The organism is Roseateles sp. (assembly GCF_044373315.1).
Taxonomy (GTDB): Bacteria; Pseudomonadota; Gammaproteobacteria; order Burkholderiales; family Burkholderiaceae_C; genus JACDQM01.
In genome coordinates, this window is sequence record NZ_JBILQK010000088.1 from 1 (window position 1) to 13,614 (window position 13,614).

General features: G+C 65.9%; 15 protein-coding genes. 10 read left to right on the top strand and 5 right to left on the bottom strand.

The window, feature by feature from the left end; translation table 11 throughout:
• Positions 1-155: 155 nt before the first annotated feature.
• The 5 genes from ACIQ67_RS16245 to ACIQ67_RS16265 all read right to left on the bottom strand — a co-directional run bounded on the left by ACIQ67_RS16245 (position 156) and on the right by ACIQ67_RS16265 (position 4,801).
• Positions 156-458: a 2TM domain-containing protein gene (locus ACIQ67_RS16245; RefSeq protein ID WP_397535419.1), complete on the bottom strand. Its 303-nt coding sequence runs from the start codon at positions 456-458 to the stop codon at positions 156-158.
• Positions 459-593: 135 nt separating this feature from the next.
• The gene (locus tag ACIQ67_RS16250) at positions 594-1,442 is read right to left on the bottom strand and encodes a LytR/AlgR family response regulator transcription factor (protein WP_397535420.1); all 849 of its coding nucleotides are present in this window, start codon (positions 1,440-1,442) and stop codon (positions 594-596) included.
• Positions 1,439-2,551 (bottom strand): sensor histidine kinase, encoded by a 1,113-nt coding sequence (locus ACIQ67_RS16255; RefSeq protein WP_397535421.1) that lies wholly within the window; start codon positions 2,549-2,551, stop codon positions 1,439-1,441. The genes ACIQ67_RS16250 and ACIQ67_RS16255 overlap by 4 nt, the downstream gene beginning before the upstream one ends.
• A complete protein-coding gene (locus tag ACIQ67_RS16260) occupies positions 2,548-3,066 on the bottom strand; it encodes a DUF6622 family protein (RefSeq protein WP_397535422.1) in 519 nt (172 codons plus the stop codon). Before ACIQ67_RS16260 ends, ACIQ67_RS16255 begins: the two co-directional genes overlap by 4 nt.
• Before the next feature lie 196 nt (positions 3,067-3,262).
• Complete coding sequence (locus tag ACIQ67_RS16265) at positions 3,263-4,801, bottom strand: helicase HerA-like domain-containing protein (protein WP_397535423.1); 1,539 nt, start codon at positions 4,799-4,801, stop codon at positions 3,263-3,265.
• 112 nt (positions 4,802-4,913) lie between these two features.
• Between ACIQ67_RS16265 and ACIQ67_RS16270 the strand changes: the two genes are divergently transcribed.
• From ACIQ67_RS16270 to rng, 10 genes are all read left to right on the top strand, one after another.
• Positions 4,914-5,639, top strand: a complete 726-nt coding sequence (locus ACIQ67_RS16270) for a YebC/PmpR family DNA-binding transcriptional regulator (RefSeq protein WP_397535424.1) — start codon at positions 4,914-4,916, stop codon at positions 5,637-5,639.
• Entirely contained in the window at positions 5,636-6,916 is a 1,281-nt protein-coding gene (gene purD, locus ACIQ67_RS16275) for a phosphoribosylamine--glycine ligase (protein WP_397535425.1), read from the top strand. Before ACIQ67_RS16270 ends, purD begins: the two co-directional genes overlap by 4 nt.
• Positions 6,913-7,551 (top strand): 1-acyl-sn-glycerol-3-phosphate acyltransferase, encoded by a 639-nt coding sequence (locus ACIQ67_RS16280; protein ID WP_397535426.1) that lies wholly within the window; start codon positions 6,913-6,915, stop codon positions 7,549-7,551. The genes purD and ACIQ67_RS16280 overlap by 4 nt, the downstream gene beginning before the upstream one ends.
• Positions 7,552-7,553: 2 nt before the next feature.
• Positions 7,554-8,489 carry an oxygen-dependent coproporphyrinogen oxidase gene (hemF, locus tag ACIQ67_RS16285; protein WP_397535433.1) on the top strand — a complete coding sequence of 312 codons (936 nt, stop codon included), beginning with the start codon at positions 7,554-7,556 and terminating at the stop codon, positions 8,487-8,489.
• Positions 8,480-9,124: a nicotinate-nucleotide adenylyltransferase gene (gene nadD / locus ACIQ67_RS16290; RefSeq protein ID WP_397535427.1), complete on the top strand. Its 645-nt coding sequence runs from the start codon at positions 8,480-8,482 to the stop codon at positions 9,122-9,124. Before hemF ends, nadD begins: the two co-directional genes overlap by 10 nt.
• Complete coding sequence (gene rsfS / locus ACIQ67_RS16295) at positions 9,111-9,845, top strand: ribosome silencing factor (protein WP_397535428.1); 735 nt, start codon at positions 9,111-9,113, stop codon at positions 9,843-9,845. Before nadD ends, rsfS begins: the two co-directional genes overlap by 14 nt.
• A gap of 6 nt (positions 9,846-9,851) precedes the next feature.
• Positions 9,852-10,322, top strand: a complete 471-nt coding sequence (gene rlmH / locus ACIQ67_RS16300) for a 23S rRNA (pseudouridine(1915)-N(3))-methyltransferase RlmH (RefSeq protein ID WP_397535429.1) — start codon at positions 9,852-9,854, stop codon at positions 10,320-10,322.
• Between the two features lie 89 nt (positions 10,323-10,411).
• Positions 10,412-11,194, top strand: a complete 783-nt coding sequence (locus tag ACIQ67_RS16305) for a substrate-binding periplasmic protein (protein WP_397535430.1) — start codon at positions 10,412-10,414, stop codon at positions 11,192-11,194.
• A 31-nt stretch (positions 11,195-11,225) separates the two neighbouring features.
• Positions 11,226-11,825, top strand: a complete 600-nt coding sequence (locus tag ACIQ67_RS16310) for a Maf family protein (RefSeq protein ID WP_397535431.1) — start codon at positions 11,226-11,228, stop codon at positions 11,823-11,825.
• 103 nt (positions 11,826-11,928) lie between these two features.
• The gene (gene rng / locus ACIQ67_RS16315; RefSeq protein ID WP_397535432.1) at positions 11,929-13,416 is read left to right on the top strand and encodes a ribonuclease G; all 1,488 of its coding nucleotides are present in this window, start codon (positions 11,929-11,931) and stop codon (positions 13,414-13,416) included.
• The last annotated feature ends 198 nt before the right edge of the window (positions 13,417-13,614 follow it).

Below are 13,614 nucleotides of genomic sequence, written 5' to 3' on the forward strand. Positions count from 1 at the left end.
CCTGGTTCGACAAACTGGGCTTGCCCAGGCTCTCATAACCTCAAGCGCTCGAACCGCCTGGTGCGGACCCGCATGCCCGGTGGTGTGGGAGGGGTGGAGTCGATAATGGCTCACCCCTATCCCGATGCTCGGCCGATCGATGAGTCGCAGCGGCTTCAGCCGCGGCGCTGCTGTCGCTCGCGCAGCTGCTGCAACTCCTTGTCCATCATGCGCTCGCGCAGGCCCGAGCCCTGCAGCGCGATCAGGGTCACGATGCCGTGGATAGCCAGGCCCAGCCCCCAGCCCCAAAGCGGGAAGTGGTGCCAGCGCTGGGAGCCGGTGAAACCGTTGATCAGGTACAGCCCAACGTTGACCAGCACGAACACAAGCAGATGGGTCAGGAAGCCCATCTTCATGTCAACGCGCCGCTTGGCTTCGCGCATCAGGCGCTGCTCTTCACTCACAGGGGTGTCTTCCATGGTCATCTTGATCTCCTTGCTTGCGTCAGGGTTGGTCTCATGATGTCTCCTGCAGCAAGCGCTTGCCAGCACGGCGCGACGAATGGACGTGGAGCGGCGCGGTCCGTCAGTGGCGCGTCGCGGATGGCGTGCGGCTCACAGCCCCTTGAAGAGGTGCGCATGCAAGCGGCTGACGTTCAGGCGTTCCGTTCGCTGGCGCAGCTGCAGGCTGAGCCGGCCGGCTTCATCGCGCTGCGCCCGCTCCACCGCGTCGATGCGCACCACCACGCTGCGATGCACCTGCCAGAAGACTTGCGGGTCCAGCTGGGGCAGCAGTTCGCGCAGCGAGGCGCGGATCAGGTATTCGCGGTCCGCGGTCAGCACCCGCACATATTTGTCGGCTGCCTCGAAGAACACGACGTCGCCGATCGGCACCATCTGGATGGCGCTGCCCACGCTGACCTGCAGCACGCGCAATGAAGCCGCCGGCAGTGGTGTCTGCTGCCCCAGCGCCTGGGCCAAACCAGGCACTGCCAGCAGCTCTCTGAGCTGGGCCACCACGCCTTGCGTGCCCTGCGACAGCTCACTGGCAGTGGGCACGGCCGGAACCTTAGACAGCGCCAGCTGAAGCCGTTCACAAGTGCGTGCCAGCCGCTCGGTCTGCACGGGCTTGAGCACATAGTCCACCGCGGCACGTTCGAAGGCCTGCAGCGCGTATTCGTCATGGGCGGTGACGAACACCAGCAGCGGGAACGGAGCCGCCGGCTCGTCCGGCCAGTCCTCGGCCAGCGCCTGGGCCAGCTCCAGGCCGGTCATGCCCGGCATGCGGATGTCGAGGAAGCAGATGGTCGGCTGCAGGCGCAGCGCCGCCGCCAGCGCTTCGGGCCCGCTGGCGGCCATCGCAATGATCTCCAGCTCGGGCCACAGCGCGGCCAGTTGCTGGCGCAGATGCTCGGCCAGCAGCGGCTCGTCTTCGGCGATCAGGGCAGTAGGCTTTCGATTCATGTCGGTGTCAGAGGTTCTTGCTGCTGCAGCAGGGCCGCAGGGAGTCGGATGCGTGCCAGCGTACCGCCGGCACCGTCGCTGGCTGCAGTGATGCTGAAACTGGCGCCATCGTCATACTGGGTCTGAAGGCGGCTGCGAACCTGTTCCAGGCCGAAGCCTGTGCCACTCAGGCCTGGCGTGCTGGTGAGGCCTGCGCCGGTGTCACGTACCTCCAGGAGCAGGGTTGGGCCTTCGAGGCTCGCTGTCACGCGCAGCAGCCCGCCTTCCACATGCGGCTCCAGCCCATGCTTGATGGCGTTCTCCACCAGTGGCTGCAGCAGCAGCGGCGGCACCGGCAGCTCGGCCAGTTCGGCAGGCAGGCTCAGCTCGGTGCGCAGGCGCGCACCCATGCGCACCTGCATCAGGGCCAGGTAGTCGCCCAGGCGAGCGAACTCGTCGCGCAGAGGATGCGACTTGCTGCGCGAGGCCTGCAGCGTGGCGCGCAAAAAGGCGATCAGCCGGTCCAGCATGGCCTGGGCGCGAGCCGGGTCCATGCCGATCAGCACGCGCAGATTGGCCAGCGTGTTGAACAGCATGTGCGGCTCCAGCTGAGAGGCCAGCAGGCTCAGCTGCGCTTCGGCGGCCTGGCGCTGCAGGCTTTGCGCCCGCGCCTCGGCATCGGCGACCCGGCTGCGCCCGACGTAGAAGAAGGTCAGCGCGAAACCCGGGATCAGCGAGATCATCATGATGGTCACGGCCCTTCGAAAGCTGCTGTCATGCAGGGCGGCCGACTTGTAGCCGGTCAGCAGGTTGCCGATCTCGTTGCCGATGCTGTAGCCCAGCCAGGTGCCGACCACAAGGCAAAGAATCATCAAGGGCCAGCCGGGCCAGTCATCGACGCATCGCTCTCCTTTGAGGGACAGCAGCCAGCTTGCCCCGTAGCGCAAACCCTGGATGCAGAGGGCGCAGCCCAGACTGATGAAGAAGGTGTAGATCAGCGTCGGCGTCCAGGCCTGGCGGAACAGCAGCACAAGGCCGGCGCTGACCGCCAGCGTGATGCAGAGGACAAGGCCTAGCTGCTGGGCGAGGACGCGCAGCCACAGCGGCAGGGCGGAACGGGCGGTGTTCATGCGCGTGATCGTGCCAGGATATTCAGTGCCCGGCCCACGAAGGCACCTCCCAGCAGACCGAACAGCAGGCTGAAGCCTGCGGCAACCGGCAGTCGTGCGGCCCAGTCCGGATGCAGGGCCAGGCTGGTGCCAAGTGCGAACTTGGCCGCGAACAGGCTCAGCATCAAGGCCAACGGGGCCCAGCTGCCGGGTACGCGAAACCTGGCCTGCGTGCGCAGGAAGCTCGTCTGGCCGGGCCAGCCCAGGCGACGCACGGCCAGCGCGCCGAGCGCCAGACCGCCCGCCCAGGCCAGTGCCGCGGCCGCATTCAGGCCGAAGCTGGCGGCAATACCCCAGGCACCGAACGCCAGCCACACGGCGGGCAGGATCAGCAGCCGGGCCCGGCCGATGAGCTGCTCGCGGCTTTGCTGTGTGCCCAGCACGAGGATTAGGGCCAGGATGGCCCAGACCCAGACGGGCACATGGGCAAGGATGTCGGACAGACTGGGCGCGGGGTGGGAAGCGGTGGTGTTCATGGCGGGCTCCTGCTTGGATGGACCGCACTGTGGCCGCCGCGGCAACTGCCGGCCACTGTCTTGCGACAAAGTGCCGCGGCCGGGCGCCAGCGGTTGCAGCGGGGCGTGAGCGGCCCCGCCCAATCGTCAGTGCGGTCCACGAGCCTCACCGCCGGGCGCGGGCTGTGGCAGCAAGGGCGAGGCCGTGGCTGCGGCGTCAGCGGCGCCGAGAGCCGCCGCCCAGCAGGCTGCCCAGCACGCCACGCACGATCTCCCGTCCAACCGATGATCCGATGGAGCGCAGCGCCGACTTGGCCGCCGTCTCGGCCAGGCCCTCGCGGCGTCCACCGCGCGGGCCGGTGGAACCGAACAGCACGTCCTTGAGTCCGTCCAGCATGGCATTGCCTTCAGCCGCCTGGCCGGCAGGCGCCTGGTCACCCGCGCCGCCCTGCGCCTTGCCGCCTGGTGCTGCCGCCGTGCCTGCCGTCCGGCCCTTGAGCTGTTCGTGGGCCGATTCGCGGTCCACCGTCTTCTCGTAGACGCCGGCCACTAGCGAGTTCTTGATCAGCGAGGCACGCTGCTCTGGCGTGATCGGGCCGATCTGGCTGCCGGGCGGCAGCACGAAGACACGCTCGGTGATGCTGGGGCGGCCCTTCTCATCAAGCAGGCTGACCAGGGCTTCGCCCACACCCAGCTCGGTGATTGCGGCGCCGATGTCCAGCCCCGGCTTGGGGCGCATGGTCTCGGCCGCTGATTTGACCGCCTTCTGGTCACGCGGCGTGAAGGCGCGCAGCGCATGCTGCACGCGATTGCCCAGCTGGCCCAGCACGGTGTCGGGGATGTCCAGTGGGTTCTGGGTGACGAAATAGACGCCCACGCCCTTGGAGCGCACCAGGCGCACCACCAGCTCGATGCGTTCGACCAGCGCGGCCGGCGCATCCTTGAAGAGGAGGTGTGCCTCGTCGAAGAAGAACACCAGCTTCGGTTTCTCCAGGTCGCCGACCTCGGGCAGGGTCTCGAACAGCTCGGACAGCATCCAAAGCAGGAAGGTGGCGTACAGGCGCGGCGCGGCCATCAGCTTGTCGGCGGCCAGGATGTTGATTACGCCCAAGCCGGTTTCGGTCTGCATAAAGTCGGCGATATTGAGCATGGGCTCGCCGAAGAATCTGTCACCGCCCTGTGCCTCGATCTGCAGCAGGCCGCGCTGGATCGCGCCGACCGAGGCGGCAGAGACATTGCCGTACTCCGTGGTGAACTGGCTGGCGTTGTCGCCCACATGCTGCAGCATCGTGCGCAGATCCTTCAGATCCAGCAGCAGCAGGCCGTTGTCGTCGGCGATCTTGAAGACCATCTGCAGCACGCCTTGCTGGGTCTCGTTGAGCGCCAGCATGCGCGCCAGCAGCAGCGGGCCCATGTCGGAGACGGTGGCGCGCACTGGGTGGCCCTGCTCGCCGAACACATCCCACAGTGTGGTGGGACAGGCCAGCGGTGTCGGGGCCTCGATGCCGCGTTCCTTCAGCACCGCCAGCAGCTTCTCGCTGGGTTTGCCCGTCTGCGAGATGCCGGTGAGATCACCCTTCACATCGGCCATGAAGACCGGCACACCGAGCTTGGAGAAGTTCTCGGCCAGGGTCTGCAGACTGATGGTCTTGCCGGTGCCGGTGGCGCCGGTGATCAGGCCATGGCGGTTGGCCAATGCGGGCAGCAGCAGGCACTCGGTGGCGCCGTGGCGGGCCAGCAGGATGGGATCAGCCATTCGGGGTCTCCGGGGGCGTTGGGTGTCGACAGGTAAAATCGCAGTCTATCCAACAAATATGGAGCCGCCGGCCGCTTGTGCAGCCGGGCGCGCTCGCCAGGAGCAGCAGGTAATGGCAGGGCATTCCAAATGGGCCAATATTCAGCACCGCAAGGGTCGTCAGGACGAGAAGCGCGGCAAGATCTGGACCCGACTGACACGTGAAATCATCGTGGCCGCCCGCACCGGCGGCGGTGATATCGCGATGAATCCGCGCCTGCGGCTGGCGATCGACAAGGCCAAGGCCGCCAATATGCCGGCCGACAACATCAAGCGCAATGTCGACAAGGCCACCGGCAACCTCGATGGCGTGACCTACGAGGAAATCCGCTACGAGGGCTATGGCATCGGTGGTGCAGCCGTCATCGTCGACTGCATGACCGACAACCGTGTGCGCACCGTGGCCGAAGTTCGCCACGCCTTCAGCAAGTACGGCGGCAATTTGGGCACCGAAGGCTCGGTGGCCTTCCAGTTCAAGCATTGCGGTCAGCTGGTCTTCGCACCCGGTACCTCGGAAGACAAGGTGATGGAAGTGGCGCTTGAGGCCGGCGCAGAGGATGTGCTGACCGACGATGAAGGCGCGATCGAAGTGCTGACCGCGCCGAGTGACTTCGAGGCCGTCAAGAACGCGCTGGAAGCCGCCGGCCTGAAGCCTGAGATTGCCGAGGTGACGATGCGGGCCGAAAACAGCATCGAGCTGATTGGTGATGATGCGGCGCGCATGCAGAAGCTGCTGGACGTGATCGAGGACCTGGACGATGTCCAGGAGGTGTTCCACAACGCGAGCATCGACGCATGAAAGTTCTCGTTTTGGGCAATGGCGGCCGCGAACACGCACTGGCTTGGAAGCTTGCACAGGGCGAGCGCGTCACCCAGGTGTTTGTGGCGCCGGGCAATGGCGGAACGGCACGTGATCCGCTGCTGAAGAATGTGTCGCTGACCGACGTCAAGGCGCTGGCCGACTTTGCGGAAGAACAGAAGATCAATCTGACCGTTGTCGGCCCCGAGGCCTTTCTCGCCGCCGGCGTTGTGGACGAGTTCCGCGCTCGCGGCCTGCGCATCTTCGGCCCCACCAAGGCAGCGGCGCAGCTGGAGTCCAGCAAGGCGTTTGCCAAGGACTTCATGAAGCGCCACGGCATTCCGACGGCCGCCTACGAGACCTTCAGCGACGCTGCTGCCGCGCATGCCTATGTGGATGCGCAGGGCGCTCCCATCGTCATCAAGGCTGATGGCTTGGCTGCTGGCAAGGGCGTGGTCGTGGCGATGACGCTGGAGCAGGCGCATGAGGCGATCGACTGGATCCTGGCCGACAACAAGCTCGGTGTCGTGCATAACGAGGGCGGTGCGCGCGTCGTGATCGAGCAGTTCCTCGAAGGCGAGGAAGCCAGCTTCATCGTGCTGTGCGACGGAAAGAACGTTGTCTCGCTGGCCACCAGTCAGGACCACAAGCGTTTGCTGGACGGTGATGAGGGGCCGAATACAGGCGGCATGGGCGCCTATTCGCCGGCGCCGGTGGTGACGCCGAATGTGCATGCTAAGGCGATGCACGAGATCATCATGCCGACGGTGCAGGGCATGGCTCGCGACGGCGTGCCGTTCACGGGCTTTCTTTATGCCGGCCTGATGATCGACGCCAGCGGCCAGCCGCGCACGGTGGAGTTCAACACCCGCATGGGCGACCCTGAGACTCAGCCGATCATGATGCGCCTGAAGAGTGATCTCTTCGAGGTCCTGATGCATGCGACCGATGGCAGCTTGGATCAGGTCGAGCTGCAGTGGGACCGCCGTGTCGCGCTGGGTGTGGTGATGGCTGCGGGTGGCTATCCGCTCACTCCGCGCAAGGGCGACGCCATCACCGGCCTGCCGGCTGAGAGTGACGAGGCCATGGTCTTCCATGCCGGCACCATCGAGAAGGATGGCCAGCTGCTGACCGCCGGTGGCCGTGTGCTGTGCGTGACAGCGCTGGGCGAGTCAGTGCGCAAGGCGCAGCAACTGGCCTATGACACGCTTGTGCCCATTCAGTTCGAAGGCAAGCAGTACCGCCGGGATATCGGCCACCGGGCCGTCAAGCGTTGAAGCAGCCGACGGACCGTGCTGCCGGCCTGCCGCGACGCTGGCCGGCTGAACTGCTGCCGCCGGCGCGCGGCAGCCTGCTGGCGCGTGCCTTGCTGCGCCTGGGCGGCTGGCGCGTGCGCCATCAGGGACTGCCTGCGCTGCAGGGCGTGATCCTGGTGTATCCGCACACCTCCAACTGGGACTTCGTCATTGGCATCCTGGCCAAATGGGCGCTCGGCCTGCCGGTGCGTTTCTGGGGCAAGCACAGTCTGTTCATGCTGCCCTTGTTCGGCCGCTGGTTGCGCTGGCTGGGCGGTGTCGCGGTCAACCGCGGCAACAGCCGGGGGCTGGTCAGCGATACCGTGCAGCAGATGCGTCTAGCGCGTGAGCGCGGCCAGCGCTTCTGGCTGGCGGTGGCCCCCGAGGGGACGCGCTCCAGAGGCCCGGGCTGGCGCTCCGGCGCCTATCATGTGGCGCTGCAGGCGGGTGTGCCGGTGGGGCTGGCGACGCTGGATTTCGGCAGCAAGACCGTTGCCCTGACGGACTTCGTTGAACTGAGTGGCGATGCTGCCCAAGACTTTGCGCTGATGGCGCGCCACTTGGCCGGCGTGCAGGGCTGTCGCCCCGCGCTGGCCAGCCCTGTGAGGCTCAAATGACCATGAATACCCTGGCCGTTCGCGACTATCTGCTCGGATTGCAGCACAGCATCGTCAGTTCGCTGGAGCGTCTGGATGGGCAGGCCTTCATCAGCGATGGCTGGGAGCGCGAGCCCGGCGGCCGTCTCGAGGGCGACGGCTTGACGCGCCTGATCGAGAACGGCGCGGTTTTTGAGCGCGGCGGCTGCAACTTCTCGCATGTGCGGGGCCGGGTGTTGCCGCCCTCGGCCACCCAGCATCGACCTGAGCTGGCGGGCGCGCCCTTCGAGGCGATGGGGGTCTCCTTGGTGCTGCATCCCCACAACCCCTTCGTGCCGACGGTGCACATGAACGTGCGCATGTTTGCCGCCCTGCCGCCGGGCGCTGCGCCGGTGGTGTGGTTCGGCGGTGGCATGGATCTGACGCCTTACTACGGCTATGAGCGCGATGCCCAGCATTTCCACAAGACCTGTCAGGCGGCGCTGGAGCCGCATGGCGAGGCCCTGTATCCGCGCTTCAAGACCTGGTGCGACGAATATTTCCTTCTGAAGCACCGCAACGAGCCGCGCGGCATTGGCGGCATCTTCTTCGATGACCACGCCGAAGGCGGTTTCGATTCGGCGTTCGCGATGCTGCGCTCGGTGGGGGATGCGTTCATTCCTGCCTATGCTCCCATCGTCGAGCGCCGGCAAGGCTATGCCTATGGCGAGCGCGAGCGCGACTTTCAGGCCTATCGGCGTGGCCGCTATGTCGAGTTCAATCTGGTGTTCGATCGTGGCACCCTGTTTGGCCTGCAGAGTGGCGGGCGCACCGAGTCCATCCTGATGTCGATGCCTCCGATCGTGAAGTGGCGCTACCGTTGGGAGCCCGAGGCGGGCACGCCGGAGGCCAAGCTGTACACCGACTTCCTGCGTCCGCGTGACTGGGCGCATGAGCAGCCCAGCCATCTATGGCTCTGAGCAAGGTAGCGCTGTTCGGCGGCAGCTTCGATCCGGTTCACCTGGCCCATCTGAGCCTGGCGCGCTGCGCGCTCGAGCAACTGGGGCTGGACCGGCTGCTTTGGCTGCCGGCTGGCCGCCCTTGGCAGAAGCTTGAGGCTGGCGACGGCCGCGGCCTGGCCTCGCCAGAGCATCGGCGCGCCATGGTGGCGCTGCTGATCGCCAGCGAGCCGCGCTTTGAAGTGGACGACAGCGAGCTGGAGCGCGACGGCGCTAGCTACACGATTGACACGGTACGGGCGCGCCAAGCGGCGCATCCGCAGGAGCAGCTTTTCTTGCTGATCGGGCAGGATCAGTATGCGCGGCTGCACACCTGGCGCGAGTGGCAGGAGCTGCTCGGCCTGGTCACGCTGGCGGTGGCGGCCCGGGCGGATCAGCCAGTGTGCGCGTCGCCCGAGGTGCAGGCCGTCGCGCACAAGAAGGTGGTCGTGCAGATGCCGGCCAGCCCGATTTCATCAACCCGCGTGCGCGAAGCAGCGTCGCGCGGACAGGACATTCGCCCGATGGTGGGCGATGCGGTGGCGGGGTATATTTCCCGACACCGCCTTTACGGGGCCCCCGGGCCCACGGAGCGAGAACTGAATGGACATTCGTAAACTGCAGCGCGCCATCGTCGATGGTCTGGAAGACGTCAAGGCCCAGAACATCGTGGTCTTCAACACCGAGCATCTGTCACCGCTGTTCGAGCGGGTGATCATCGCCTCGGGCACGAGCAATCGACAGACCAAGGCCTTGGCCTCCAGCGTGCGCGAGACGGTCAAGAAGCGTGACCTGCAGGTGATCCGCACTGAAGGCGAGGACAACGGCGAATGGATCATCGTGGACTGCGGCGCTGCCGTGGTTCATGTGATGCAGCCGGCCATCCGCGAGTATTACCACCTCGAGGAAATCTGGGGCGGCAAGCCGGTCAAGCTCAAGCTTGGCAGCGATGAGCCGCGCAAGCTGGTGAAGGCGTCCGAAGAAGAAGCGCCGGTGGCCAAGAAGGCGGCCAAGAAGCCGGCTGCGAAGAAGGCCGTTCCGGCCAAGAAGGCTGCGGCGCCTGCCAACAAGAGTGCGTCCGGCAAGAGCCCGGCCAGCAAGGCGGCGCCTGCAAAGACCACCGCCAGCAAGGCCCCTGCAGCCAAGAAGCCGGCCGCCAAGAAGGTGTCGCGCACGGTGGGTGTCAAGGAGTCTGCGGTCAAGACCATCAAGGTGGGCGGGTCCAAGCCAGCGGCCAAGAAGAGTGCCGCCAAGCCCTCAGGCAAGCCTGCCGCGAAGACGGCTGCAAGGCCAGCGGCCAAGAAGGCGGCACCGGCCAAGAAGTCCTCGCGCGGCTGATCGCCGATGCGGCTGTTGCTCCTGGCCGTTGGTCAGCGTCAGCCAGCCTGGGTCGACGCGGCCTATGAGGACTTTGCCAAGCGCTTCCCGCCCGAGATGCGGCTGGAGCTGAAGGCCGTCAAGGCCGAGCCACGCGGCGCAGGCAAGACGGCTCAGCAGATGATGGCGGCAGAGGCACAGCGCCTCGAAGCCGCCTGCCCCAAGGGCGCTTTGCGCCTGGTGCTGGATGAGCGGGGCGAGCGTGCCAGTACGGTTCAGCTGGCCAAGTCCGTCGAGCGCTGGCGTGGAGAGGGACGCGATGTTGCCATCTTCATCGGCGGCCCGGACGGGCTGGATCCCGCGCTCAAGGCGAGCGCTGACGAGATGCTGCGCCTGTCAGACCTGACCTTGCCCCATGCCTTCGTGCGGGTCTTGCTGGCTGAGGCGCTGTACCGGGCCTGGTCGGTTCAGGCTGGACACCCTTATCATCGAGAGTAAAGGTCCGGAAGCGTGCCGCTTGAGGCATGTGCGAGAGACTGGGACGGGAACGGTCGGGGGGCCATGGCGCGTTTTTTTGGCGAGGGCCTATGTCGAATCTGGGTGTGCTCGGTGTCAAACGCTGCTTGGCAGCTGCAGCCTTGCTTGGGCTCTTGCTCGCCGCCCCTGCGGCGCTGGCTCAAACGCGGCTCACGGTCACTGGCGACTTTGCCTTTCCGCCGTACTCCTTCTTGCGCGGCGACAAGCCGGTGGGCATCGACGTCGAGATCATGCAGGAACTCGGTCGGCGAACCGGGCTGGCATTCGATATCCAGCTGGCGCCGTTCAAGCGAGTGATCGAGAGCGTCCGTGAGGGCACGGTCGATGCGGGCATGGCGGTGCTGCGCAACGCCGAGCGCGAGGGCTTCGCGATCTACACGGGGGTGCTGCACAACAGCACCTATTCGCTGTTCGTTCCCAAAGGTAGCGCGATGAGCTTCGACGGGCTCGAGAGTCTGCGGGGCAAGCGCATTGGCAAGGTTAGGGGCTTCTTCATCAGCGAGGCCTTCGATGTCGAAGCCGCAGCGGGCCGCATTACGGTATCTGAGACGGCCAGCGCTGAGCAGGGCCTGCGTATGCTGCTTGCGGGTCGCGTGGATGCGATCTCGGGCCAATCGGTGGTGACGCGCTACCTGGCGCGTGAAGCCGGCCTTGCCGAGCAGTTGCAGGCTCTTCCTCAGGCCCTGGCGCCGGATCGGCCTGCATTCCTGGTGCTGTCTCGCGCCAGTGCCTTGCCTGACAAGGAGCGCCTGGCGCAGCGGCTGCGGCAGGCACTGGAGACTATGCACAAGGACGGCACGATAGACCGCATCGAGACGCGCTTCCTGCGTTGAGGCCATGGGTTCGGCTGCTAGCATCAGCGGCATGGCCCTGATCTATCTCGCTTCGCAGAGTCCCAGACGGCGCCAGTTGCTGGAGCAACTGGGCGTGCCGCATGAAACGCTGCTGCCCGGACCCGAAGAGGATGCCGAGGCGCTGGAGCAGCAGCTTGCCGGCGAGTTGCCGGATGACTATGTGCGGAGGGTGACCCGCGCCAAGCTGCAGGCTGCACAACTGCGCTTGACGCGCCGGGGCCTGGGTGTGTTGCCGGTGCTGTGCTCTGACACGACCGTAGCGCTGGGCCGGGAGATTCTGGGCAAACCGGAAGACCCCGACGATGCCTTGCGCATCCTGCGTCGCTTGTCAGGACACACCCATCGTGTGCTCACTGCAGTGAGCCTGGCCTGGCCCGGCGGCGAGGCGCAGGCCGTCAGCGTCTCGCATGTGCGTTTTGCGGCCATTCCGGAGTTGGCTCTGCAACGCTATGTTGGCAGTGGCGAACCGATGGGCAAGGCAGGCGCCTATGCCATCCAGGGGCGGATCGCCGCCTGGATCGAGCACATGGAGGGAAGTTATTCAGGCATCATGGGGCTGCCCCTGTTCGAGACGGCGCAGCTGCTGCGCCAGGCCGGGATCGAGGCTTGAATCAGGGCATGGCTTGAGCCCTGTGGCCAGCACGCGCAGTGCGCTGACCACAGCGTTTGAACGAGACTGCGTCGCCTGAGTCGCGGCCTCCAGACAAGAAGATATGGAAGACATTCTGATCAATTGGTCTCCTCAGGAGACCCGCGTGGCCGTGGTGGAGAACGGCGCTGTCCAGGAACTGCATGTCGAGCGCACGCTGGAGCGTGGCTTGGTGGGCAACGTCTACTCGGGGCGTGTGGCGCGGGTTCTGCCGGGCATGCAGTCGGCCTTCATCGATATCGGGCTGGAACGGGCCGCCTTCCTGCATGTTGCCGATCTGCACGTGGGGGGCGTTCAACCCAGGGGAGCGCATGCCGACTCTGGCGCACCGACGCCGATCGAACGTCTGGTGTTCGAAGGCCAGGCCTTGACCGTGCAGGTCATCAAGGACCCGATCGGCACCAAGGGCGCGCGCCTTTCCACGCAGATCTCTATTGCCGGCCGGATGCTCGTGCACCTGCCGCAGGACGAGCACATCGGCATCTCGCAGAAGATCGGCTCGCCTGAGACGCGCGAGCAGCTGCGTGCCCGCATGCAGGTGCTTGCAGGCGTCGCAGGGGAGGGCGAAGGCAGCGGCGGCGGCTTCATCCTGCGCACCAACGCCGAGGATGCCAGCGACGAGGAACTGGCCGCAGATATCGCCTATCTGCGCAAGGCCTGGACGCAGATTCGCGAGCGATCCTTCCGGTCGCCGCCGGGAACCTTGCTCTATCAGGACCTGAGTCTGGTCGAACGGGTGCTGCGTGACCTGGTCAGTGAGCGCACCGGCTCGATCCGAATCGACTCGCGGATGCAGTACGAAGTGCTGCACGCCTTTGGTGATATGTACATGCCCGATGCCGTGGCCAAGCTGGAGCACTACAAGGGCGAGAGACCTATCTTCGACCTCCACAACATCGATGCGGAGATTGACCGGGCTCTGGCGCGGCGCGTTGATCTGAAGTCCGGCGGCTATCTGATCATCGATCAGACCGAGGCCATGACCACGGTGGATGTGAACACCGGGGGCTTTGTCGGCGCACGCAACTTCGACGACACGATCTTCAAGACCAATCTGGAAGCGGCCGGCGTCATTGCACGCCAGCTGCGGCTGCGCAATCTCGGCGGCATCATCATCGTTGACTTCATCGACATGACGCGCGATGAACACCGCTCGGCTGTGCTGAGTGAATTCCGCAAACAGCTCAGCAAGGACAGAACCAAGGTCACGCTCGGCGGTTTCACCCAGCTGGGTCTGGTGGAGATGACGCGCAAGCGCACCCGCGAGTCGCTGGCGCGCATGTTGTGCGAACCCTGTCCGACCTGCGAGGGCCGCGGCCAGGTGAAGACCGCGCGCAGCGTCTGTTACGACATCATGCGCGAGATCCTGCGCGAAGCGCGCCAGTTTGCACCCAAGGAGTTCCGTGTGGTGGCGGCTGCTAACGTGGTGGAGATGCTGCTGGATGAGGAAAGCCAGCACCTGGCAGGTTTGTCTGACTTCATCGGCAAGCCGATTTCCCTGACCGCGGAGCCGGCAAACCAGACTGAGCACTACGACATCGTGCTGCTCTGAGTGGGGGCGGTGTGGGGTCGGGCCAAGCGTGCAGTGAAGTCCGCTGATTAGCACCGCAAATATCCAACTTGTCCCCGCAGTGCCGGGGCGCGCATCGGTGATGCTAGGGGCAGGGCGCCATCTGGCGTCTGGTTGTCGGGTGGCGGGCGCTGTTGAGTCAGCGTGGCTGTGCGCTCGATGGAGTTGCAACGAGCGCGG

Excerpts from the sequence above, each read along its gene's own strand:
- ACIQ67_RS16245 (WP_397535419.1), bottom strand. The coding sequence starts at position 458 with ATGGAAGACACCCCTGTGAGTGAAGAGCAGCGCCTGATGCGCGAAGCC.
- ACIQ67_RS16250 (WP_397535420.1), bottom strand. The coding sequence starts at position 1,442 with ATGAATCGAAAGCCTACTGCCCTGATCGCCGAAGACGAGCCGCTGCTG.
- ACIQ67_RS16255 (WP_397535421.1), bottom strand. The coding sequence starts at position 2,551 with ATGAACACCGCCCGTTCCGCCCTGCCGCTGTGGCTGCGCGTCCTCGCC.
- ACIQ67_RS16260 (WP_397535422.1), bottom strand. The coding sequence starts at position 3,066 with ATGAACACCACCGCTTCCCACCCCGCGCCCAGTCTGTCCGACATCCTT.
- ACIQ67_RS16265 (WP_397535423.1), bottom strand. The coding sequence starts at position 4,801 with ATGGCTGATCCCATCCTGCTGGCCCGCCACGGCGCCACCGAGTGCCTG.
- ACIQ67_RS16270 (WP_397535424.1), top strand. The coding sequence starts at position 4,914 with ATGGCAGGGCATTCCAAATGGGCCAATATTCAGCACCGCAAGGGTCGT.
- purD (WP_397535425.1), top strand. The coding sequence starts at position 5,636 with ATGAAAGTTCTCGTTTTGGGCAATGGCGGCCGCGAACACGCACTGGCT.
- hemF (WP_397535433.1), top strand. The coding sequence starts at position 7,554 with ATGAATACCCTGGCCGTTCGCGACTATCTGCTCGGATTGCAGCACAGC.
- nadD (WP_397535427.1), top strand. The coding sequence starts at position 8,480 with ATGGCTCTGAGCAAGGTAGCGCTGTTCGGCGGCAGCTTCGATCCGGTT.
- rsfS (WP_397535428.1), top strand. The coding sequence starts at position 9,111 with ATGGACATTCGTAAACTGCAGCGCGCCATCGTCGATGGTCTGGAAGAC.
- rlmH (WP_397535429.1), top strand. The coding sequence starts at position 9,852 with ATGCGGCTGTTGCTCCTGGCCGTTGGTCAGCGTCAGCCAGCCTGGGTC.
- ACIQ67_RS16305 (WP_397535430.1), top strand. The coding sequence starts at position 10,412 with ATGTCGAATCTGGGTGTGCTCGGTGTCAAACGCTGCTTGGCAGCTGCA.
- ACIQ67_RS16310 (WP_397535431.1), top strand. The coding sequence starts at position 11,226 with ATGGCCCTGATCTATCTCGCTTCGCAGAGTCCCAGACGGCGCCAGTTG.
- rng (WP_397535432.1), top strand. The coding sequence starts at position 11,929 with ATGGAAGACATTCTGATCAATTGGTCTCCTCAGGAGACCCGCGTGGCC.